We start from the raw sequence: 20,671 nt of genomic DNA, 5'->3' as shown, positions 1-20,671 counted from the left end.
CATAGAGCCATTGCTGGGTAAAATCAAGTTTTAGTTAGTTGCGTACGACTATCTCACCATTCACAGAGTCAAGCTGTACGCGGCCAGTACCGCTACCAACGGTAAATTCTAACGAGCGCCCAGGACCGTAGCGGTCGCGAGAAACTTCATCATTAGTGAGTCGGTTTTCAATATCACCACCGTGCGTATTAATCTCAAACTTTGCACTTAGGTTTTGCGCGAACTTAACGTGGATTTCTCCATGTACAGTTGAGGCATCTAAGTTAACCGACGGATTACCTAGTTCTAACGTGACTTCGCCACCCACGCTCTGTGCTTCAACTTCTTCAGCATGAGCCAGAGTCATCTCGATTTCCCCATTCACGGTTTCTGCTTTAACAGTCTGGGCTCGGCTGGTCGAAACAATATCTCCATTTACCGAGCTGTAGCTTGCACTTCCTGTTGAATCGATATCTTCGATTTCACCATTAACTGTGCCCAGCTCAATATCACCACTCGAGCCTGAAATTTCGATATCGCCGTTAATTGTACTAAGGTCAACTTGATTCTTCAGACCCATACCTGTGACATCACCATTTACGGTTTCAACTTTGGTCATTCCCTCAATACCTTCAGCAGTCACATCAACGTTCACACCGGTAAGGCTGACACGCGCTCCCACAGGAACCAAAATAACGAGCTCCGACTCCTCTTGGTTTCTCCATCCCCCAGAGCTTACTCGGCGAGGCATTTTCACTTCAAAGCGTGTGGTGCCCCCAGAAGACTCAAGAATAAATCCTTCTGCTAGTTCGTCTAATGTACCTTGGACCGAGAACTCATTGCGGTTGTGGGCAATAATTTCTACGTCTCCGCGCATGACTTCCAGGATGATTCGCTCGTCAGCACTTACATCGCGTTGTTCGTCAATAGCTTCTTGCGCTGGCAGCGGCCCGGAAGCACAACCTGCCAAGATCACTAATATTCCTAACCATTTCGCTTTCATCAGTTGTCTCCTTAAACAAGACTTGTTTGGCTACGCAACATGGTTTGAGTCCAAGCCAGTTGCTGCCTATAGGTATAAATTAATAGTTCTTCTAACGCTTTGTTCCCCGGCGAATTTTGAAGCGCCAGCGCTACGTCACGCGCAGCACGTTCAAATTCCTGATTTTGTAATGAGATATCTCCATACATTGAAGAGGCATCACTCGGCAATTGCTTCTGGAGTAGCTCGATGTCTCGCTGCAGCCTTGCCACGGTAATTTCGTGCGCTCGCTGTGTAACTGCTTGTTCTAGGAATTCAGGACTTTGCTCAGCCATTTGCACATCGTTATCACGGTATTCATGTACTGTTGCAATTACTCCAACGAACGCGATAGTGACGATACTTGCCGCTATAGCAGCGAAGTTAGACCTCTTGTGCGTGCCTCTATCTTCAAGTTTGGACTCAATACCATCCCAAAGATCCGGCACCTGTTCTTGTTTGCTTTTTAATTGTTCGATGGCGTGCTCAAAATCATGCAACTTCATAATTACCCCACCAATGCTGTAATTGCTCTCTTGCTCGTGAGAAGTGAGACTTACTTCCACCTTCGGTGATGCCAAGTAAATCAGCTACTTCTTTATGTGTATGGCCTTCTATTGCATAAAGCACGAACACTATTCTCGAGCGCTCAGGTAACTTTTCTATCAACGAACACAACTCATCGACGAGACCAAGGTCTGTTTCCGTAATCGGCAAACCTTGTTGTTCATCAATATCCACCGTTTTTAATTTGTTCTTGCGTAACATATCCACCGATGTGTTTACCGCAATGCGATATACCCAGGTTTTAAAAGTCGATTCACCCTGAAACTTAGGTAGCTGTTTCCATACCTTCACAAATACTTCCTGAGTTGTTTCTTGCGCCTCGTCTTGGCATATCAGCAACCGTTTGCATACTCGAAATACCATATCTACGTGAGCATGGTATAAATGTTTGAATGCACGCTTATCGCCTTTAGCGGCTTTGCGTATTAGTCGCTCTTCATTCACGTTGTGATATGCTCGCCTTGGTCTCAGGTTAAGCTCATTTGCTTCGTTGTTATTAGGTTAGTCGTTACGAGGTAGAAAAAGGTTTAAACCACTGTAATTTTTTTTGGAGCAGATTACATGAAAAATCTATCTTGGTATGGAGTAATCGCTGGTTTTGTATCCTTGTTTTCTCCACCTGTACTTGCTCAAAGCGAGGCAGAACAGAGCGAGGATACAACATGGACTTCACCCACAGCACAATACTTAGAACAATTCTGGGAACTCGGCGAAGTACAAAAGCGGGGGACGTTTACATTGCGGACTTATAATCCGAACTATGTTCTTCCCTATCATCATTCCGACAATATAAACCAAGTTCCTGAAAGCCCAACACGAGGGCAAGTAACAGGCTTGCCCGAGTACCAAGACCATGAAATGAAAATTCAACTGTCTTTCCGAACCAAGATTTTGGAAGATTTTCTGTTACCGAATGGCGATTTATGGATGTCTTATAGTCAAACTTCGTTATGGCAAGCTTGGAATTCAGACCAGTCTTCTCCGTTTAGAAGCACAGACCACAACCCAGACGTATTTTATGTAGCGCCAGTTGCAGCGAGCTACGACATTATTCCAGGCAACTGGCGGTTAAGAATGGTTAAATTTGGTTTAGCCCATGAGTCGAATGGACAAAGCAAGCCCTCGTCTAGAAGTTGGAATTATTGGTATGTGGGTGGCGTTGTTCAAATGTCTAACTTCGTTTTTGAAACGACCTATAAAACCCGAGTCAATGAAACACTAGAAGACGACGACAACCCTGATCTGACAGATTACAGAGGAAACGTTGAAACACGCCTTACTGCAATGTTTGATCAAACCAGTGTCGCTGTTACCCGTCACTCGCCAGAGTTTTCTTTCGACCGAGGAAACTGGCAGTTGGACATCACACACCCTTTAATACCTGGGAAGCCAGAGGGTGTGCGCGTCCATCTTCAATTGTTTAGTGGGTATGGTGAGTCTTTAATTGACTACAACCATAAACAAAACCGTATTGGTATCGGCTTTGTACTTATTAATATTTAAGCGACTTTAAATGCCTCGACTTGTTGCTGTAAGTCAGCCGCAAGTCGAGCAAGCTCCTCACTCGAGCTCGAACACTGTGAAGCACCCGTAACCACGTCACGAACACTATCGGCGATGTGGTTCACATTCTTCGAAACGTCTTCTGCAACTGAAGCTTGTTCCTCTGTGGCAGTAGAAATTTGAATGTTTAAGTCGGCAACATTAGACACTGAAGTGCTTACTCTAGAAAATGCTTCTCCAGAATGCTTAGACAACTCCACACTCTCTCCAGCCTGTGTTTGCGACACTTCCATTGCTTCCATAGCCTCTGTTGCGCCGCGAAGTAAGCGTTGCGTCGTGTCATGAATCGTAGAAGTCGACTGCTTGGTATTCGCAGCAAGATTACGTACTTCGTCCGCGACCACAGCAAACCCACGCCCTTGTTCACCCGCGCGAGCAGCTTCAATTGCGGCGTTCAATGCCAGCAAGTTGGTTTGTTCAGCGATATTTTCAATAACCTGAACCACTTCCGTAATTTCAGCTGCTCGATCATTCAGTATTTGCAAGCGTTCAGCAGTTCCTTGAACAGAAAGTGTTAAGTCTTCGATCGCCTTCACACTCTTGTTCACGGTTTCACTACCTGATGTAGCTTGCTCATCTGCTTCTTGTGCAGAACCAGCAGCTTCTTGGGCATGGCGAGCCACTTCCTGAATAGCTGAAGACATCTGTGTAATCGCGGTCGCAATCATATTTGTCTGTTGCTCTTGATCGCCCGCCACTTTCGTTACATTTTCACTTACATGCTCAAGCTCTTGCGCTGCTGCGGCCAATGCAGACGACGTCGAGTGCAGCCCGGTAATTAGACCTTGGAACCGCTCAATCATAGAGTTGAAGTCTTTACTCATGCCCGTTAACTCGTCTTTGCCGTCTTGGTCTAAACGTATAGTCAGGTTTGAGTTTTCCGCGATATTCGAAATTGTCCCTCGAATACGTTCTACTGGACGAATAATGCTAAGCCCGAGCAAGACATTTCCACCTACTACGATAGCCATAATCAGCAGGAATACCGCAAATACAATGACTTCAAGCTGAGTTTGGCGCGCCTGTAAATTCTCCACAAGCTGTTCGTCGAGACTTTCAAGGTTGGTTTCCGTTTCATGCACGGCGCCTCGCATAACGCCTTTAACCCCTTGCGTTTCGTCTAACCCAAGTGTCTGTTGGCCTTCAACATACGCGTTGAATGCTGCAACATAATTGTTAAAAGAAGACCGGGCTGAAGCAGGAACAGAAAAGTTACGGGCTTGGTTCCTAAAACGCTCTACATATTCCAAGTCGCCACGAAGCATAAAGTCTTTCTCATGACGTCTTAGCAATAGGAGTTCCACCTGTAAGCTGGCGTTATTTAAAGTTGAAACTGCATCTTCAATTTCGCTCGCCGCTGCCCGCATTTCCCCATATAAACCCGACTCCGGATCAAGCCCTATCTGTTCGGAGGTGCTTACATAATTCCCAAACTGAGTTTCATACTCATCTAAATTGCGCTCAAAGGTATTCAGTAAGCGCGTTTCTATACCTTGCTGCTCAAGAATTCCAGTTAGGTTTCTTGCATACCCCCTCAGAGTTGACATATTCGCTTCAAAGCGAGCTAGGTAACTTGGGTCACCACGCAGCATAAAGTCTTTTTCGCGGCGTCGAAGCATGAGTACTTCAGTATTCATTTGTTCAACTAAAAGTCGAGCATCGGAGAGTTCTGCAACCTGGTTCGCTTGATACATCTTCAAGCCGAGAATCATAACCAAGCCTGCGACGAGTATAATACCGCTGCCGATAAGACGTTGTTTGATGGAGTAATTACGTAACATAGATAGGCACCTAACAGATGAATAGGATTACTTCATTATAGTTACTATCGGCACGTTTGCTGCATTTCTAAAGCGACCATTTCTTTTTAAATTCGGCGGCTTGCCGCTTTGAAATCGCTAACTTAGAACCATTTGTAAGCTCAAGGTCAAAACCGCCACTAATTGCCGGCTCTATATTCGCGATAAAGTTAGTATTCACTAACCAGCTGCGACTGGCTTTAAAAAACACCTCGGGGTCGACACGCGACTCAATGCTACTGATAGGCCGGTATACTGAAGGCTTGTCTTTGTCTAAATGAACTCGCGTGTAGTTTCCCATGGCTTCAAAGGCTTGTACTTCGCCCACACTCACAAAAAAGCATTTATCTCGGTCTTTGATAAAGATTCTCTTTTCAGGCTCTAGCCGTCGTTCTTCCACGGCATCATCTACTTTTGCTAAGGCTTGCTGTAAACGTTCAGCTCGGGTGGGTTTAAGTAAATAGTCAAGGGCGTTCACTTCAAACGACTTTATGGCGTATTCGTTGAAGGCAGTCACAAAAATAACTTGAGGTACTTTGCTCGCCTTCTCGAGTACGTCAAAACCGTTCCCATCGGGAAGGTCGATATCGAGCAGCACGACATCGATGTCTACTCGGTTAATTAGATCGACTGCTGACGCAACCGAGTCAGCCTCGCCGACAATGTCGAACTCATCTGGTAACGCATCAATTTGCGTTTTCAGTTCCAGTCTCGCTAACCGGCTGTCATCGACGATAGCTATACGCATTTCACAATTCCTGTGTTCCTATGGAGCAATGTTCCTATGGAGAAATGTTATCTTCGGAAAAAAGAAGAGGAATAACAATATATGTTTCAGCCATTGCATATCCTTCCGACACGGGTTTAAAGCTCAGCCGCACTTCAGTCTGTTTGTAGAGCAGATTTAAGCGCTCACGTATATTCCTGAGTCCAATACGAGTCGTTTTATCTTTTTCTGAAGCTCCTGCAGGGGACAAAGATGAACTGGCTGGGCATGGATTCGTAACAAAAATTTCTAGCCATTGACCCTCTAGCTCACGCATAGCAATCGAAATTGTCCCACCTTCTGAACGTTTGGATATTCCATGCTTAATGGCATTCTCAACGCACAATTGTAATAGCATTCTCGGCACACGCGCCGCTAATAGAGATTCTGAAATCTCAGTTTCAAATTGCAATCGGTCTTCAAACTGAATACGGCACAAATCAACATACTCAGAAACAATCTCCAATTCTTCGGTGACTGTCACCTCGCGGCTTTCATGCTGTTTTAGGCTATACCTCAGCATGTCGGCTAACTGCGCAAGTGCCAGTCTTGCTTTTTCTGGGTCTTCTAAAATGAGTGCGCGAATATTGTTCATCATATTGAAGAGAAAATGTGGGTTTAATTGCTGAACTAAAGCTTCTAATTGGCTGCTCGCCAAAGCTTCCCCTGTGTCTCTCACCGCTCTAGCTTTAATGGTAATAAGATAAAACGCACTCCATAACACAAGCGCAATAAACATATTTATCGCATTGCCCCAAAATATATGTTGGAACACGAAGTGAATTTGCCCAGGTACTAAAGCATCGACTATTCCCATCAACGAGAAAATATAAACTACAGAAAAAAGAACCAACGCTGCAAGGCTAGAACCAACGATAGCATTAACAAGAAAGTATAAACCCTGCACCCAGAATGGAGCACTGTTCACCCATTGCTTATAGCCAAACCGCATTCCGTGAGAATAAAGTCCTGCAGTTGCCAGCAAAACAAAAGCAAAAAAGAATTCAAGAGCGTTAAAAGCCGGGGTCAGGTACAGAGAGCCCACAATAAGTGAGTACATCGCGAACCAGCCGCCGGCTTGGTAGAACCGATAGTATTTTGAATCTATCACTGCTTCAAAAGCTCCATAGCTTCTTCATTTATAGAAATAGACTGGTTATTCAAAATGACCACAGCACGCGAACCGTCTAAATAGAAGCCAACAAAACTACTAAAGCCTGCTGTTTGTCCGTTATGCCAAGCATACTGCTTGCCGTTTTCATCTGTTGTGATCATCCAGCCCAAAGCTTGCCCTAAACTATCGCTCAACTGCACTCGAGGTGTAAGCATATTGCGAATAATCGGGTTGTTATCGTTATACCCTTGGCTGACGAATTCTACGTAACGCACCATGTCTGGTAACGAAGACACCACAGCCCCCGCCCCAGCTAGCGCATCAAAGTTCCAGTTGGGAACAGGATCTCCTGCAAGCGAGTACCCTGTAACCAAGTATTCAGAAGCGTTAATGCTAGGCAAAGCCACATAGCTTGAAGTCATGCCCGCCTCTGCAAACAGCATATCTTGTATAAGCACAGAGAAAGTCTTCTGGTAAACCTGCGCTACCGCCTCAGCTAGCGCACCCACCGCAAAATTAGAGTACTCGTATTCCGGCGCACTTGGCTCTAACGCATTCAAAGCATTTTCAAGTTCAGTAGCACCAAAATGGGCATATGGGTCGTTCGGATCTGCTGTGGGTAGCAAGCTTTCCGGCAGTCTTGGAATACCGCTATGATGCGTAGAAAGCGACACCAATGTTGGCTCGACACCTGCATTTGGCCAAAATCGAGTAAGCTTGGTTTGCTCATCAACCTGCTCATCTTCCAAGGCGTGCGCCAATAAATAAGCCACCATAGTTTTCGTGACCGAACCTATCTCAAACAGAGATTCAGCACTGTGCTCACCGTAGTAAGATGTTTCGGTGCCGTCGGGAGTGATTACCGCAACCGCGCCACCGTATGTCCCTACCTCTAATTGATTTGTACTTGCGGCTAGAGGCTCACCGCGTTGAAACTTTTTTAAATTAAGAACTCTCGCTTGCCCCTGCAAGAATCGGCCTTCATATAACTCTCCATTAAACTCACCTTCATAACTCGCTTGAATCATCGGGGAATTGAAAGACAACGTCGAATCTGAAACTTCCAAATCTGAAATTGGAATGCCATAACTCTGTTGTTCTGGGCTGTCTAAAGTTGCTAAATAACCGTCTGCAAGTACCGCAATGTTGAGCACGAGGGGTAAAGTAGATCGACCGTTCAGCACCAAATCACCTGCGTATCGCCCCTCAAAAGATTCCATACGACTGATATCTTCAGCATCCAGCTTATTTAACGGAAATTCATAAGTGCGCCCTTGAATAAACTCACCTTGTAGAACGCCGTTCTCTAAGTTTCCTTCAAATTGAATACTCAATTCAGTATCCGAGAATATCACCTGGTTTTCAGAAACTTCATAATTCGTTGGTGTGCGTCCAAACATACCCTGGTTCGGGCTCTGCAAAGACACTTTATCACCGTCTACTTGAATCCCTATGGCCATGTATACGCCTTGCTGTATTTCCATCTTGCCACGCCAAATTCCGTCAAGATCATTGGCACTTACAGTAAGTGGTGATAAAACTACCGCAGCCACTGCAATAGTTTTTAAAAGTTTTTGCACCTTAGTCATAATATTGCTCCTTTATTTGAGTTGAGCCTAGCATAGTCCTTATTTTCAAGGCATTGGAAAATTTATGACGAACGGTAAACCTACATGACCAACGGGAATATTCATGAAATTTAGCGACTTTTACCAGCGCGCACTCGAACGGAAAGGAAGCGAAGAGGCTATTTCTCAACGCTTACCGAAGCTAGCGACTCCTGACCAAATTTCAGCAATATCAGACGACCGTATACTGTCGGACATGACACGCTGCATTTTCAGAGCTGGGTTTGTTTGGAGAATCATCGATCAAAAATGGCCTGGCTTTGAAGAAGCGTTCAAAGGATTTATTCCACGTTATTGGCAACAAGTGCCTCCTGAGATCATTGAAGAACTGGGTCGAGACACAAGAATTGTGCGCAACCTACAAAAAATTGCCACAGTGCCGCAGAACGCTTTTATGATTATGGAAGTCGTAGAAAGTCATGGCAGCTTTGGTGCCTTTCTTGCAAATTGGCCTTCGCACGACCAAGCAGGTTTACTCAAGTGGCTTAAAAAGAACGGGTCCCGGCTTGGTGGAGCGACTTCTCAGTTCTTTTTGCGCATGCAAGGTTGGGACGGATTTATTACTTCACCAGACGTTATAACTGCCCTAGAGAACCATAGACTGATTGACGCTAACCCAGCTTCGCAAACAGGGTTAAAGCAAATACAAGCCGTATTTAACCAGTGGCACGAAGAGTCAGGCCTTCCTTATGCGCACCTCTCAAGAATACTTTCCATGACTCTTGATGCGCGTGCATAACTTGCAAATAGATAAATGGACCGCTCGGCGGTCCATTTTTTCCTCTTTATTTTTCTATCTGTGTGAATCTCAAATAGGGACGTAACTCTTTCCAACCTTGCGGAAACTTAGTTTTTGCATCTTCATTGCTTACCGTTGGGCGAATAATAACGTCATCACCGGGTCGCCAGTCTGCCGGACAAGCAACCTCTTGAGCGTCTGTGGTTTGCAATGCATCAATCACCCGCAGAATTTCGTCAAAATTACGACCTACCGTCATTGGGTAAGTCATCGTAAGACGTATTTTATGAGAAGGGTCGACAATAAATACCGAACGAATAGTCGCATTTTGATCTTCATTCGGGTGAATCATGTCGTAAAGTTCAGCAACCTTACGCTCTTTGTCAGCAACAATAGGAAATTCGAGAATAGTTTCCTGTGTGTCGTTGATGTCGTTAATCCAACCTTTATGTTGTTCAACCGTATCGGTAGACAATCCCAAAGGCTTCACATTACGTTTTGCAAACTCTGGCGCTAACTTAGCAGTACGCCCCATTTCTGTTGTACATACCGGCGTGTAGTCTGCTGGATGACTAAAAAAGAAAACCCAAGAGCCTTTAGCCCAGTCGTGAAAATTAACCTTGCCTTGTGTTGTTTCTATCTCAAAATTTGGAGCTGTATCGCCAATTCTTAATGCCATAACGTAGATCTCTCATTGATGTATGTAGAGGTACCTTAAACATAGGTACGATTAGCCACAATTCCAAATAACCGTTCGCAATAACCAACAACAGAGAGTTATAAAAAAGGCACCTTGCGGTGCCTTTTGGAATTGTTCTTTGTTAGCCGAAAATAAGGAAATAAGTTACGGCTGCAATCAACGCTGGCGACAATACGCCGGCGATAAACCTAAACAAGTGAACACACCATGGTGGACATTCGTCATCTAGGATATTGCGAATTCTAGGCCAAGCTTTCCAACCCACAAATACAGCTGCAAGCATGCCGCCGAGAGGCATAAGTATATTCGAAGCTATGAAGTCCATTAAATCGAAAGGCGATTTGCCAAACAACATCATGTGCTCCACATATTGTCCGTTCGACAATGCAGCAGGAATTCCTAACACTAAGAAATTTGCGGTAGCTACTGCAAAGGTTGCCACTTTACGACGAATACCAAATTCATCGATAAGGAACGCAACTGCCGGCTCCAAAATAGAAATAGAAGACGTAATGGCTGCAAATAGCAATAAGAAGAAGAACAGTACCGCGAAAATCTGACCTCCTGCCATCTGTGCGAAAAGAGCTGGCATTGTAATAAACGTCAGACCGGGGCCTGCAGCTGGGTCTACACCAAAAGCGAATACCGCTGGCAAAATCATGGTGCCAGCAAGAACCGCAGCGATAATGGCAAGCAAGCCAATCCATAGTCCTGAATTTACGATTCGCGTTTCTTTAGGTAAGTACGAACCGTACGCCAGCATTAAGCCTGCACCTACAGACAACGAGAAAACGGCTAAACCTAAGGCATCGAGTACCATTCTCACCGAAAGCTTCGACCAGTCTGGAGTCACCAAGTAAACTAGGCCGTCCATTGCTCCAGGCAGCGTTAAGGTGCGAATAGCTAAGAACAGCATGAGAATAAACAATGCTGGCATTAGCACCTTACAGATACGTTCAATACCCGACTGAACACCTGCAATTACGATTGCCGCAGTGAAAAATAGGAAAATAAAGGTATAGCTAATACTGCTAAACGGCGTTCCAATGAAGTCGCCAAAAGCTTTTTCTAGTTCTGCGCCGTCGGTAATTAAAATATCACCTTGGAAGGCTTCCACAATATAGGCAATGGTCCAGCCACCTACAACGGAATAAAAGCCAAGAATGAGGAATACACAGGCTACGCCTATCCACCCGGCCATACGCCAGTGCTTTCCGCCCAACTCTTTATATGCAGAAGTAGCAGACTTTTTCGTGGTACGCCCGATCATCATTTCCGAAAGCATCATTACGATACCCACGGTAAATACACAGGCAAGATAAACTAGTAGGAATACACCGCCACCGTTTTGGCCGGCTATATATGGAAACTTCCAAATAGCTCCTAAACCGACGGCTGAACCCGACGCGGCTAGAATAAACCCTATTTTAGAACCCCAAGTTCCTCTGTTATCGCTTGTTGTTGTCATAAAACTGCGCTCTTTTATTATGTGCGATTATATTTTTTGTAATGACTGCTCATTTAAGAACACAGCAGACTATTACGAATCGACAGGAATTAAAAGGGCTCAAGCGATATCAGCGTGAATATTGTCGACAGGTTGCAGGCAGGTCGGAGCAGTTCTGAGGGCGATGAGACGCTCATCACCCTCCTGTTTCCGAAATTATCTTAAGGTAACAAACTCTTCAGCAGAGGTTGGATGGATAGCAACAGTGGCATCAAAGTCCGCTTTTGTTGCACCCATTTTCATAGCTACAGCAAAGCCTTGGAGTATTTCATCCATGCCTTCTCCAATGCCATGAATACCAATAACCTTCTCTTCTTCGCCTAGGCAAATAAGCTTAAAGGTACTTAATGCTCTGTGCGGTGTTATTGCGTTATACATGGCCGCGAAATTAGAGGTATAAACTTTCACGTTTTCCTTACCATGCATGTCTACAGCTTCTTCCTCAGTGAGTCCCATAGTTCCAATCGTAGGATGGCTGAAAACCACGGTAGGAATCAGGCTGTAATCCATTTTTGCGTTTGACATTTGCGGATTAAACAGACGCTCGGCAAGTAACCGGCCCGCTTTAATCGCCACAGGAGTAAGTTGCGCTTCCCCAGTAATGTCACCGACGGCATAAATGCCCTTTACATTAGTGTTCTGATACTCATCAGTGCGAATATAACCTTGCTCGTCGGCTTCAACACCGACAGCAGACAAGTTAATTTTATCCGTAACTGGCTCGCGACCAATTGCCCAAATCAAACAGTCGACGTGGTCGATAACTTGGCCTGACACAGTCATAACAGAAAGGCTTCCATCGTCATGTTTTTCTACTCGAGCAACCTCAGAGTGCTTGTGAAGGTGCGGATGACCATCTTGTTCCATACGCTGCATTAAGCGAGAAATAATGTCGTGGTCAAAGTTACGCAATGGACGGTCATGACGCACAAGTAGGTGCGTATCGGTTCCTAAAGCCCCCAAAACCTGCGCTATTTCTACAGCTATATACCCTGCGCCCACAACTACCGCTTTCTTCGGTTGCTGCTTTAGCGCAAAGAAACCGTCTGAGTCGATACCGTGCTCTGCTCCTGGTACATCAGGAATAGTGGCTCTGCCACCCACTGCTATAGTGATATGGTCTGCAGTAATACGTTCACCGTTCACTTCAACTTCATTGGGTCCAACAAAGCGAGCGAAACCTTCGATAAATTCCACGCCATTGCCTTCGAAGCCACGATGGTAGGCGCCATGAATGCGCTCTATATAAGCTTCTCGGTTAGCCACAAGTGTCGCCCAGTCGAAACCTTGCTGGTCGAGTTCAAAACCATATGCTTCCGAGTATTTAACTGCTTCTGCAATATGGGCGCCGTACCACATCACCTTCTTAGGTACACATCCAACGTTCACACACGTTCCACCGACCGACTTCGCTTCGATAACAGCAGCCTTCGCACCGCGTATCGCAGCTCGGTTTGCCGACGCTATACCGCCGCTACCTGCGCCTATACTTAAATAGTCAAAATGTTTTGTTGCACTCATATTGTTCTCTACAGCAAAAATAAAAACCTATGATCGCATTGTGTGAAAGGCGCTGCAAATCGACTTTTTCTCTAGCAATAAACGATTCTTTGCGGCAAGCTTTAAATAATGAACTCGAAGTATAGACTTTTAACATTGATGTTACGCCGACTAACACTACTTTTAAGCTTGTTACTTTATACCGCATCTGGCGGTACTTTCGCGCAATCACAAAACAACGAGTCGGAAGAAGGTGAGGCTCAGACCGAGCAACAAGAAACTCCGCCTCATTGGATAGATAACTTCAAAGGCGGAGTAGAGAACACCGTAGACAACACTGCCCGTTGGTTCGACCGCTTCTTCGGTAACAGTCGGCGTTTTGAGGACAGCTATAACTCTCAAGGGCGCCTTACGATTGAACCTCAATGGAGTCAATACGATGGCTGGGAAGTGAAGTCGAGCTTTCGTGCTGAGTTCAAACTTCCCCAAGCTGAGGAGCGCTTTTCCGCAATTGTAGGTCGCGGTAATTTCGACGATGTAGTTACCGACGAGCCGGACCAATTCCGTAACTCTGTAATTGACTCGGGAGAAGACGAAGAGTGGATTCTTGGTTTGGGCTTCAACCCCAACCAAGGCGAAACCAATAGGTTTTATTTCAGCGCAGGTATTCGAGGTGGTTTAGATCTCGACCCTTACGCGCAGGTTCGTTATTTGTGGCAACGGCGCATGACCGATTTCTCGCAGTTACGGTTACGTTCGACGCTGTTTTGGCGTGACAGTGACGGCTTCGGTGTAAACCAAAGACTCGACTGGGAAGCAAGTATGCGTGAAGCCTGGCTTGCACGCATTACGCTAGACGGCACCCATGCAGAACGCACTCAAGGTGTTCGTTGGGCAACTATAGCCGCGCTTTATCATCTCTATTCAGAAGAAAAGGCTATTGCAGCTGAACTCTTTACTCGAGGTCAGTCTAGCCAACAAATTCCTTTACGCGACGCAGGGTTCCGGTTTATTCACCGCCAAGAATTTTTCCGTGACTGGCTTTATTTGGAATTTTGGGGCGGTATGCATTGGCCCAGAGAGCTCCCAGAAGAGCGCCGTCAACAGCAATGGATGTTCGGTATTGAAATTGCGATGTGGTACGGAGCACAGTAAACACTGAGCAATAAAAAAGGTGGCCTAAGCCACCTTTTATTTATTCTACCGCTCTTGGTTAGTCGTCTAAACCTTCCAAATCTACTTCTTCGTCTAAGTCGATGTCCGCATTAGCGCGTTCTTGAAGTAGTTCAATTGTGCCTTGGAAACCACGCTGCCTTAATGACGCTTGAATTTCTGACTGCTGAGCATTCAGCATACTTACGCCTTCCGCTACCAGGTCATAAGCGAGCCATGGTGACTCTGGCGTACGACGCTGTAAATGAAAGTCTAAACGCACAGGTGGACGCCCGCCTTCTTCAACAAGCTGTGCGCGAACAACAACACGGCGTTCATTTGCGTAGTCTTCTTCACGACCAAAAGTTAAAGAGTGCTTAGTTTCGTCGAATTGTGTGAATACTTTTGAGTAAGTGGTCACAAGGTAATCGCGAAATACGGTAACAAATAGGTCTTGTTGTGCAGGCTCTAAACGCTGCCAATTTCGCCCCAGCACCATACGCGCCGCGAATTCATGGTCAGTATGTGGCAGAAGCTCCTCAGCAAGAATGCTCCGTAAATAATTCGGATTTTCTGTGATTTCTGAACGTTCGTTGGTAATGCGATCCACAACTTCCTCGGCAATGCCTTGCAGCAATTGGTAAGGGTTCTGGGTTTCTGTAGCCATTGCAACCGGTGCTACTACACTCGAGATTGCAACTACCATGGCTAAAAGAAAAGATTTCATTCACTACTCCAAAAAGGCTCGAAAGGTAGCCCTGAATAAAAAGGACTACCTATATTCGGAAGATACACTATTTTGGTTCACATCTTTTCAGGCGTCTAGTGCAGAAACTGTAACAAATCGTCAAGATTTGGGGCTCCCTAGCTAGCGAGTGTAAAAAATACGCCTGCAATCGTGGCACTCATGAAATTCGCCAAAGTGGCTGCCAGCAAAGCGCGAACGCCTAATTGAGCGATATCTTTACGACGACTCGGAGCCATTCCGCCCAGACCACCTAATAAGATGGCAATTGACGAAATATTTGCAAAACCACAAAGCATAAAGGTGATAATTACTTGCGAACGCGCACTTAAGTCTTCTTTGTAATTCGCAAAGTCTAGATACGCCACAAACTCATTGATGGCCAGCTTTTGTCCAATAAAGCTACCTGCTAGCTGAGCTTCTTCCCACGGCACGCCAAGAATCCAAGCCAATGGCTGGAAGATGTAGCCAAAGATTTGCTGTAACGTGAGCGATTCTAGCCCGAACCAACCACCAACGCCGCCGAGAATACCGTTCACAAGTGCGATTAAAGACACAAACGCAAGTAACATTGCGCCGACGTTCATCGCAAGTTGCATACCGCTCGAAGCTCCAGACGCTGCGGCGTCGATAACATTCGCCCGACGCTCTTCGGTTGGAGCATTAGGCAGTTCGCTTACCGGCTCTTCTGTTTCTGGCATAATAATTTTAGCCATTAATAGCGCACCAGGTGCAGCCATGAAACAAGCTGCTATAAGGTACTTAAGCTCAATACCGATACCGGCATAACCTGCAAGCACCGATCCTGAAACAGAACTAAGTCCACCCACCATTACTGCGAATAATTCAGAACGAGTCATCGTGGGAATATAAGGCCTTACAACCAATGGAGCTTCAGTTTGGCCTACGAAGATATTCGCAGCCGCCGACAAAGACTCAGGTTTGCTGGTGCCTAATAGCTTTTGTAGTCCACCACCAATCAGGCGAATAACCCAAGCCATCACACCAACATGGTAAAGAATAGAAATTAACGCCGAGAAAAATACGATAACGCCCAGCACGTGGATAGCAAAAATAAAGCCTTGTGAGTACGCACCAATGTCACCGAACAAGAAGGCAAAACCCGCGTCTGCGTAGCCAATTACCGTAGATACACCGTTTGACATGCTATAGAGCACGTCTTGTCCGAACGGGATGTATAACACAAATGCGGCTAAACCCAACTGAATGGCAAACGCGCCCCCAACTGTTCTCCAGCGAATGCTTTTACGTGCAGATGAAAAGGCGTATGCCACGCCAAGCAAAAATACAATGCCGATTAGGCCGATCATAATTATTCCCTAAACTTTTCTACGCCAAGCGAGATTACTCTGCGAGTAGCTGACGAATTTTTGTTTTAATAATATCTATCGCTATCTCGTTTTGCCCGCCTCGCGTTACTACCAAATCAGCATAGTGCTTTGAAGGGGCAATAAACTCAAAAAATGCGGGACGTACATACGTTTCATATTGTTCAGTAATCGCATTCAAACTGCGGCCACGTTCTTCAATATCTCTATTAATACGACGCAATAAACAAATGTCTAGCGGCGTGTCCATAAACACTGAAATATCGAATTGCTCACGTAGCTTGGGATCACTAAGTAGCAAAATACCTTCAACTAACACTACGCGAGCTGGAGTAACCTGAATGGTTTCTTCCATACGCGTATGCTCACGGTAACTATACTGTGGCATATCCACAGTTTCACCCGTGCGAAGCTGCTGTAAATGCTGCTCTAATAATTCATGCTCAAATGCACTCGGATGGTCATAGTTGGTAAGTACACGCTGTTCAAACGCAAGGTGGCTTTGGTCTCGGTAATACGCGTCTTCCGACAATACCGAAATACGTTCACCCCCTAGTTCTGCCACCAACTCTTGATAAACAGTTGAAGCAAAGAGGCTTTTTCCAGAAGCCGAAGGGCCAGCTATCGCGATGATCGTTGTTTTACCCACGAACAATCCTTCCGAGAATTAGATTTTATACACAATTGGTGCGCATTATCCCCAATTCGAGGCCATTTATAAACAGTAAATTTTCCTTCGCTTAATAATTCGCTCATGCAAGTAGCAGAAAAACACGGCTTCGTTTATCCTCGAAGGTAAGCCCAATAAGTTTTCAACAGAACAAGCCTGCATTTTCTAAACAAGAAGAATCTAGGAAGCAAGAATGGAATTAAAAGCACTACGCGAACAAATTGAGTCTCTCGATTCTGAGTTACTGCAATGTTTAGCGAAACGCAGGCAGCTAGCACTAGACGTTGCCCGTAATAAAGCGAAACATGAGGGCTTGGTTCGCGACACGGGCCGCGAGGCAGAGTTACTCATGAAACTTATGGAGCAGGGGCGCGACATGGGCCTCGACCCCGGCTACCTCACGCGTTTGTACCACATTATTATTGAAGACTCGGTACTTACGCAGCACGCCTGGATTCAACAAGGTGACGAACGCGGGCAGCTTGCCATTGCACACCTTGGTATGCCGGGCTCTTACTCTCACTTAACCGCGCAAAGTTACGCCACCCGACGCAATTGCAGTTTACAAGGGTTATCTTGTGAAACTTTTGAGGACGTGGTGGCTGCGGTAGAAGACGGCAGAACTACATTAGGCGTGTTGCCTATAGAAAACACATCTTCAGGTTCAATTAACGATGTTTACGACCTACTGCGCCATACACACCTGCATATTATTGGTGAAGCTTATTTACCAGTCGACCATCATTTGCTGTCTACATCTGAAGCTAGCATTGAGAACATTAAAAAAATCTATGCTCATCCACAGGCACTGACGCAATGTTCTTCCTTCTTACAGCGGCTAAATGGTGTAGAGCTGCAGGCTTGTGCGTCTTCTGCTCATGCAATGAAGTTAGTTGCTGACAGCAACGACCCCACTCTCGCGGCAATTGGTCCACAAAGCGGCGGTGCCTTATACGACCTATTCGCGCTCGCAGACAGTATGGCGAATCAGAAAGAAAACCATACACGATTCATCGTTGTAAGCCGCGATCCGCTGCGTGTGCCGTCGCAATTACCGTCTAAAACCAGTTTAATTATGGCTACACATAATCAGCCCGGCTCGTTGGTAGACGCTTTACTTATTTTGAGAGCGCACGACATTAACATGACCAAACTTGAGTCACGCCCAATGCCCGGGAATCCGTGGGAAGAATTATTTTATGTCGATGTGTTGGTCAATAGTGCATCTACACAGTGGGAAGCCGCGTTGAAAGAACTCAGCACCATCACTCGTTTTGTCAAAGTACTCGGGTGCTATCCCGACGAACGTATCAAAGCTACACACGCTCCGATCACCGAGCGGGAATTTTCCTAGTTATCTCGGAGCAGCGAACGGCGCGCAGATATGCGATACTTGCCCTATAAATTATTAATTATCAGATAGAAAAGGTCTGGTCATGAGAAAGTTTAGTTACCTTATCGTTAGTTTCACCACTGCATTATTGCTTGCAGCATGCGGTTCAACACCTGTCGACCCCAATAGTATTCCTATCGCGCAGCGCTGCGGAGGGCAGTCGGTACCTATCGACCGCATTACTCGTTATCTTGACGACGTTGTCATAGTGGAAGGCGTTGTAAGCGCTACATTTCAGGATGAAGACGAGCTAGGTGGCTTTTTTATTCAAGAGCCGGGACAAACATTAACTGTGCCACGTCCCGCTACTTTCGTGCAAAGTAGTGAAGCGAGCCGCAATGTGCGTCCAGGTGATCGAGTACGTATCGAAGGTACTAAAGGTGAGTATGCTGGCGGTCTACAAATTTCTGACCTTACCGCCGTTACGGTTTGTGCGAGCAACCAGTCTTACAGCGTAGTTCCTATGGAATTACCATTTGACTACGTTGCGCAGTTAGACAATTTGCTTCATCAACGAATTCGCATAGCTCAACCTATGACCGTGATTGGCAATTACAACCTGGCTCGTCATGGCACACTTGATATTGCTACAGAACGTCTATGGATTCCTACTCAAATTACGATGCCCGGACTTCCTGCACGTGACCACTCTACCTATAACTTCCTGCGCCGTATTGTTTTAGATGACGGCTCTCTGGAAGAAAACCCAGAGCCTATTCCATACCCGGCAGCTGGCCTCAGCGCGAATAACACCGTGAGAGCTGGTGACACGATTACCGGTATTGAAGGCGTACTCGTTAAAATAGGTAGCAATTATCATATCCACCCAATTGAAGAGCCTATCGTAGAGCCAACTAATCCGCGCACTGCGGAGCCTTCTTTACCAGGTACAGGTGATATTCGAGTAGCGGCTTTTAATGTGTTGAACTACTTCAACGGCGACGGCATGGGCGGTGGCTTCCCAACAGCGCGAGGCGCGCAGTCAGCACAAGAGTTCGAACGCCAAAGACAAAAAATTATTCAAGCCATGCTAGACATTGATGCAGACGTATATGGCGTTATGGAAATCGAGAATGACGGATTTTCAAGCCAAAGCGCAATAGCCGACTTGGTTCGAGGCCTGCAAAATGCGGCTCCTGCAGGTGCGCGCTATTCCTATGTAATTCCAGAAATGAATCGCATTGGTGGTGACGCTATTGCTGTAGGATTAATTTACCGATCAGACAAAGTTTCTGAAGCGGGAACTGCAGCAGCAAATACCGAAGGCCCGTTCGCTTGGGGCAGTCGCCCTCCACTCGCTCAAACTTTCCGTGTGAATAGCAATCAGCGTATGTTTACGGTTGTTGCTAACCACTTTAAGTCGAAGGGTAGTTGCCCAGACAGCAGCACCGACGCCAACGCTAACCGCGGTGATGGCCAGGGTTGTTGGAACGCTTTACGCACAGAAACTTCGGTTGCTCTAGCTCGCTGGTTACGTAACAACCCAACTGGCATAGATACACGCAACACAATATTGCTTGGCGACTTCAATGCTTATGCAATGGAAGACCCCATGATGGAGCTTCGCCAATACAATTACATCAATATTGCTAATCGTCTTGCACCTGAAGGCTATAGCTACATTTATCGTGGAGAAATGGGCAGTTTAGACCATATTTTGACCCACGGTTCTATGATGGATGCAGTAAAAGGCATAGACTTTTGGAACATCAACGCTGATGAAGCCATAGCACTGCAGTATTCGCTGCGTTATAAGTCGCCGCGCCAACAGAACACGCTGTATGCGCCAACGCCATACCGTTCCTCTGATCATGACCCAGTAGTGATTGAGATAAACTCAATTCAGCTACCTCAATAACCATACAGAAGATGAGGTTTTAATTGGGAAAATCGATTAAAAGGATTCAATACAGTCGCGTTAAGTTGCAATAAGAATTTGTTATTGTTGAATTATTGAATTGGAAGGAGCGAATTATGAAACAACTTAATGTTATTGGTTTAGATCAGTCAGGTGCGAAGCAACTTACGGAGAAGCTAAACGAACTGCTTTCGAACTACCAAGTGCTATATATGAATGTTCGAGGTTTTCATTGGAACGTGCGCGGCGAGCGCTTCTTCGAACTACATGCGAAATTCGAGGAAACCTACAACGACTTGCTGCTCAAAATAGACGAAATTGCCGAGCGTATTTTAACCCTTGGTCAAAAGCCAGAACACAGCTACAGCCATTACCTTAAGGGAAGCGAAATTAAAGAAGCGACCGACGTAGTAGATGGCAGAGAGTGTGTGGTAGAGCTGCTTGAAGGGTACAAAGTACTTATAGCTCTGCAGCGCGACATTCTTGAGCAAGCGGGTAGCCTTGATGACGAAGGTACAGCTTCTTTGATGAGTGACTACATCAAAGAACAAGAAAAAACAGCGTGGATGCTCACTTCATACTTGGGCTAAATCCTGTATAATGCGCCGCGATTTTAATTGC

Annotated in this window: 19 protein-coding genes; 6 read left to right on the top strand and 13 right to left on the bottom strand. The window is 45.8% G+C overall.

Annotation, left to right across the window (positions count from 1 at the left end):
* Window positions 1–34: 34 nt before the first annotated feature.
* From EYQ95_RS10695 to EYQ95_RS10685, 3 genes are read right to left on the bottom strand one after another with little or no spacing between them, the layout of a single operon-like run.
* Window positions 35–982 (bottom strand): DUF4097 family beta strand repeat-containing protein, encoded by a 948-nt coding sequence (locus EYQ95_RS10695; protein WP_111915748.1) that lies wholly within the window; start codon window positions 980–982, stop codon window positions 35–37.
* Window positions 983–993: 11 nt separating this feature from the next.
* Window positions 994–1,506 carry a hypothetical protein gene (locus EYQ95_RS10690; protein WP_111915749.1) on the bottom strand — a complete coding sequence of 171 codons (513 nt, stop codon included), beginning with the start codon at window positions 1,504–1,506 and terminating at the stop codon, window positions 994–996.
* Window positions 1,493–2,011: an RNA polymerase sigma factor gene (locus tag EYQ95_RS10685; protein WP_111915750.1), complete on the bottom strand. Its 519-nt coding sequence runs from the start codon at window positions 2,009–2,011 to the stop codon at window positions 1,493–1,495. The genes EYQ95_RS10690 and EYQ95_RS10685 overlap by 14 nt, the downstream gene beginning before the upstream one ends.
* Before the next feature lie 117 nt (window positions 2,012–2,128).
* Between EYQ95_RS10685 and EYQ95_RS10680 the strand changes: the two genes are divergently transcribed.
* Window positions 2,129–3,070 (top strand): phospholipase A, encoded by a 942-nt coding sequence (locus EYQ95_RS10680; RefSeq protein WP_111915751.1) that lies wholly within the window; start codon window positions 2,129–2,131, stop codon window positions 3,068–3,070.
* On the opposite strand, the gene EYQ95_RS10675 is transcribed toward EYQ95_RS10680, so the two are convergent.
* From EYQ95_RS10675 to EYQ95_RS10660, 4 genes are all read right to left on the bottom strand, one after another.
* Window positions 3,067–4,911: a methyl-accepting chemotaxis protein gene (locus EYQ95_RS10675; protein ID WP_111915752.1), complete on the bottom strand. Its 1,845-nt coding sequence runs from the start codon at window positions 4,909–4,911 to the stop codon at window positions 3,067–3,069. The two genes, EYQ95_RS10680 and EYQ95_RS10675, sit on opposite strands and share 4 nt — an antisense overlap.
* Window positions 4,912–4,978: 67 nt before the next feature.
* On the bottom strand, window positions 4,979–5,677 hold the full coding sequence (locus EYQ95_RS10670; RefSeq protein ID WP_111915753.1) for a LytTR family DNA-binding domain-containing protein: 699 nt from the start codon (window positions 5,675–5,677) through the stop codon (window positions 4,979–4,981).
* 34 nt (window positions 5,678–5,711) lie between these two features.
* Complete coding sequence (locus EYQ95_RS10665; RefSeq protein ID WP_111915754.1) at window positions 5,712–6,806, bottom strand: sensor histidine kinase; 1,095 nt, start codon at window positions 6,804–6,806, stop codon at window positions 5,712–5,714.
* Window positions 6,803–8,398, bottom strand: a complete 1,596-nt coding sequence (locus EYQ95_RS10660; protein ID WP_111915755.1) for a serine hydrolase — start codon at window positions 8,396–8,398, stop codon at window positions 6,803–6,805. Before EYQ95_RS10660 ends, EYQ95_RS10665 begins: the two co-directional genes overlap by 4 nt.
* Before the next feature lie 103 nt (window positions 8,399–8,501).
* On the opposite strand from EYQ95_RS10660, the gene EYQ95_RS10655 reads away from it, so the two are divergent.
* The gene (locus EYQ95_RS10655; protein ID WP_111915756.1) at window positions 8,502–9,176 is read left to right on the top strand and encodes a DNA-3-methyladenine glycosylase I; all 675 of its coding nucleotides are present in this window, start codon (window positions 8,502–8,504) and stop codon (window positions 9,174–9,176) included.
* Between the two features lie 46 nt (window positions 9,177–9,222).
* Here the strand turns inward: EYQ95_RS10655 and EYQ95_RS10650 are convergent, their stop codons facing one another.
* The 3 genes from EYQ95_RS10650 to gorA all read right to left on the bottom strand — a co-directional run bounded on the left by EYQ95_RS10650 (window position 9,223) and on the right by gorA (window position 12,904).
* Window positions 9,223–9,855: a peroxiredoxin gene (locus EYQ95_RS10650; RefSeq protein ID WP_111915757.1), complete on the bottom strand. Its 633-nt coding sequence runs from the start codon at window positions 9,853–9,855 to the stop codon at window positions 9,223–9,225.
* Between the two features lie 142 nt (window positions 9,856–9,997).
* Complete coding sequence (locus EYQ95_RS10645; RefSeq protein ID WP_111915758.1) at window positions 9,998–11,344, bottom strand: sodium-dependent transporter; 1,347 nt, start codon at window positions 11,342–11,344, stop codon at window positions 9,998–10,000.
* A 195-nt stretch (window positions 11,345–11,539) separates the two neighbouring features.
* A complete protein-coding gene (gorA, locus tag EYQ95_RS10640) occupies window positions 11,540–12,904 on the bottom strand; it encodes a glutathione-disulfide reductase (protein WP_111915759.1) in 1,365 nt (454 codons plus the stop codon).
* A gap of 138 nt (window positions 12,905–13,042) precedes the next feature.
* Between gorA and EYQ95_RS10635 the strand changes: the two genes are divergently transcribed.
* A complete protein-coding gene (locus EYQ95_RS10635; RefSeq protein WP_132327486.1) occupies window positions 13,043–14,038 on the top strand; it encodes a hypothetical protein in 996 nt (331 codons plus the stop codon).
* Window positions 14,039–14,096: 58 nt separating this feature from the next.
* On the opposite strand, the gene EYQ95_RS10630 is transcribed toward EYQ95_RS10635, so the two are convergent.
* From EYQ95_RS10630 to udk, 3 genes are all read right to left on the bottom strand, one after another.
* Window positions 14,097–14,762 (bottom strand): phospholipid-binding protein MlaC, encoded by a 666-nt coding sequence (locus tag EYQ95_RS10630; protein WP_111915761.1) that lies wholly within the window; start codon window positions 14,760–14,762, stop codon window positions 14,097–14,099.
* Window positions 14,763–14,899: 137 nt separating this feature from the next.
* Complete coding sequence (locus EYQ95_RS10625) at window positions 14,900–16,111, bottom strand: NupC/NupG family nucleoside CNT transporter (RefSeq protein ID WP_111915762.1); 1,212 nt, start codon at window positions 16,109–16,111, stop codon at window positions 14,900–14,902.
* Window positions 16,112–16,145: 34 nt separating this feature from the next.
* Window positions 16,146–16,778 carry a uridine kinase gene (gene udk / locus EYQ95_RS10620; protein WP_111915763.1) on the bottom strand — a complete coding sequence of 211 codons (633 nt, stop codon included), beginning with the start codon at window positions 16,776–16,778 and terminating at the stop codon, window positions 16,146–16,148.
* A 214-nt stretch (window positions 16,779–16,992) separates the two neighbouring features.
* Between udk and EYQ95_RS10615 the strand changes: the two genes are divergently transcribed.
* The 3 genes from EYQ95_RS10615 (at window position 16,993) to EYQ95_RS10605 (ending at window position 20,640) form a co-directional block, all read left to right on the top strand.
* Window positions 16,993–18,153: a chorismate mutase gene (locus tag EYQ95_RS10615; protein ID WP_111915764.1), complete on the top strand. Its 1,161-nt coding sequence runs from the start codon at window positions 16,993–16,995 to the stop codon at window positions 18,151–18,153.
* A gap of 82 nt (window positions 18,154–18,235) precedes the next feature.
* The gene (locus EYQ95_RS10610) at window positions 18,236–20,050 is read left to right on the top strand and encodes an ExeM/NucH family extracellular endonuclease (protein ID WP_111915765.1); all 1,815 of its coding nucleotides are present in this window, start codon (window positions 18,236–18,238) and stop codon (window positions 20,048–20,050) included.
* 116 nt (window positions 20,051–20,166) lie between these two features.
* Window positions 20,167–20,640: a Dps family protein gene (locus EYQ95_RS10605; RefSeq protein ID WP_111915766.1), complete on the top strand. Its 474-nt coding sequence runs from the start codon at window positions 20,167–20,169 to the stop codon at window positions 20,638–20,640.
* Window positions 20,641–20,671 lie beyond the last annotated feature (31 nt).

Source organism: Lysobacter sp. N42 (genome assembly GCF_004344885.1).
This window is presented reverse-complemented; position numbering and strand designations above follow the sequence as displayed.

What these genes read in the sequence shown, in the direction of transcription:
- EYQ95_RS10695 (WP_111915748.1), bottom strand. Translation starts at nt 982, where the DNA reads ATGAAAGCGAAATGGTTAGGAATATTAGTGATCTTGGCAGGTTGTGCT.
- EYQ95_RS10690 (WP_111915749.1), bottom strand. Translation starts at nt 1,506, where the DNA reads ATGAAGTTGCATGATTTTGAGCACGCCATCGAACAATTAAAAAGCAAA.
- EYQ95_RS10680 (WP_111915751.1), top strand. Translation starts at nt 2,129, where the DNA reads ATGAAAAATCTATCTTGGTATGGAGTAATCGCTGGTTTTGTATCCTTG.
- EYQ95_RS10675 (WP_111915752.1), bottom strand. Translation starts at nt 4,911, where the DNA reads ATGTTACGTAATTACTCCATCAAACAACGTCTTATCGGCAGCGGTATT.
- EYQ95_RS10670 (WP_111915753.1), bottom strand. Translation starts at nt 5,677, where the DNA reads ATGCGTATAGCTATCGTCGATGACAGCCGGTTAGCGAGACTGGAACTG.
- EYQ95_RS10660 (WP_111915755.1), bottom strand. Translation starts at nt 8,398, where the DNA reads ATGACTAAGGTGCAAAAACTTTTAAAAACTATTGCAGTGGCTGCGGTA.
- EYQ95_RS10655 (WP_111915756.1), top strand. Translation starts at nt 8,502, where the DNA reads ATGAAATTTAGCGACTTTTACCAGCGCGCACTCGAACGGAAAGGAAGC.
- EYQ95_RS10650 (WP_111915757.1), bottom strand. Translation starts at nt 9,855, where the DNA reads ATGGCATTAAGAATTGGCGATACAGCTCCAAATTTTGAGATAGAAACA.
- EYQ95_RS10645 (WP_111915758.1), bottom strand. Translation starts at nt 11,344, where the DNA reads ATGACAACAACAAGCGATAACAGAGGAACTTGGGGTTCTAAAATAGGG.
- gorA (WP_111915759.1), bottom strand. Translation starts at nt 12,904, where the DNA reads ATGAGTGCAACAAAACATTTTGACTATTTAAGTATAGGCGCAGGTAGC.
- EYQ95_RS10635 (WP_132327486.1), top strand. Translation starts at nt 13,043, where the DNA reads ATGTTACGCCGACTAACACTACTTTTAAGCTTGTTACTTTATACCGCA.
- EYQ95_RS10630 (WP_111915761.1), bottom strand. Translation starts at nt 14,762, where the DNA reads ATGAAATCTTTTCTTTTAGCCATGGTAGTTGCAATCTCGAGTGTAGTA.
- EYQ95_RS10625 (WP_111915762.1), bottom strand. Translation starts at nt 16,111, where the DNA reads ATGATCGGCCTAATCGGCATTGTATTTTTGCTTGGCGTGGCATACGCC.
- EYQ95_RS10615 (WP_111915764.1), top strand. Translation starts at nt 16,993, where the DNA reads ATGGAATTAAAAGCACTACGCGAACAAATTGAGTCTCTCGATTCTGAG.
- EYQ95_RS10610 (WP_111915765.1), top strand. Translation starts at nt 18,236, where the DNA reads ATGAGAAAGTTTAGTTACCTTATCGTTAGTTTCACCACTGCATTATTG.
- EYQ95_RS10605 (WP_111915766.1), top strand. Translation starts at nt 20,167, where the DNA reads ATGAAACAACTTAATGTTATTGGTTTAGATCAGTCAGGTGCGAAGCAA.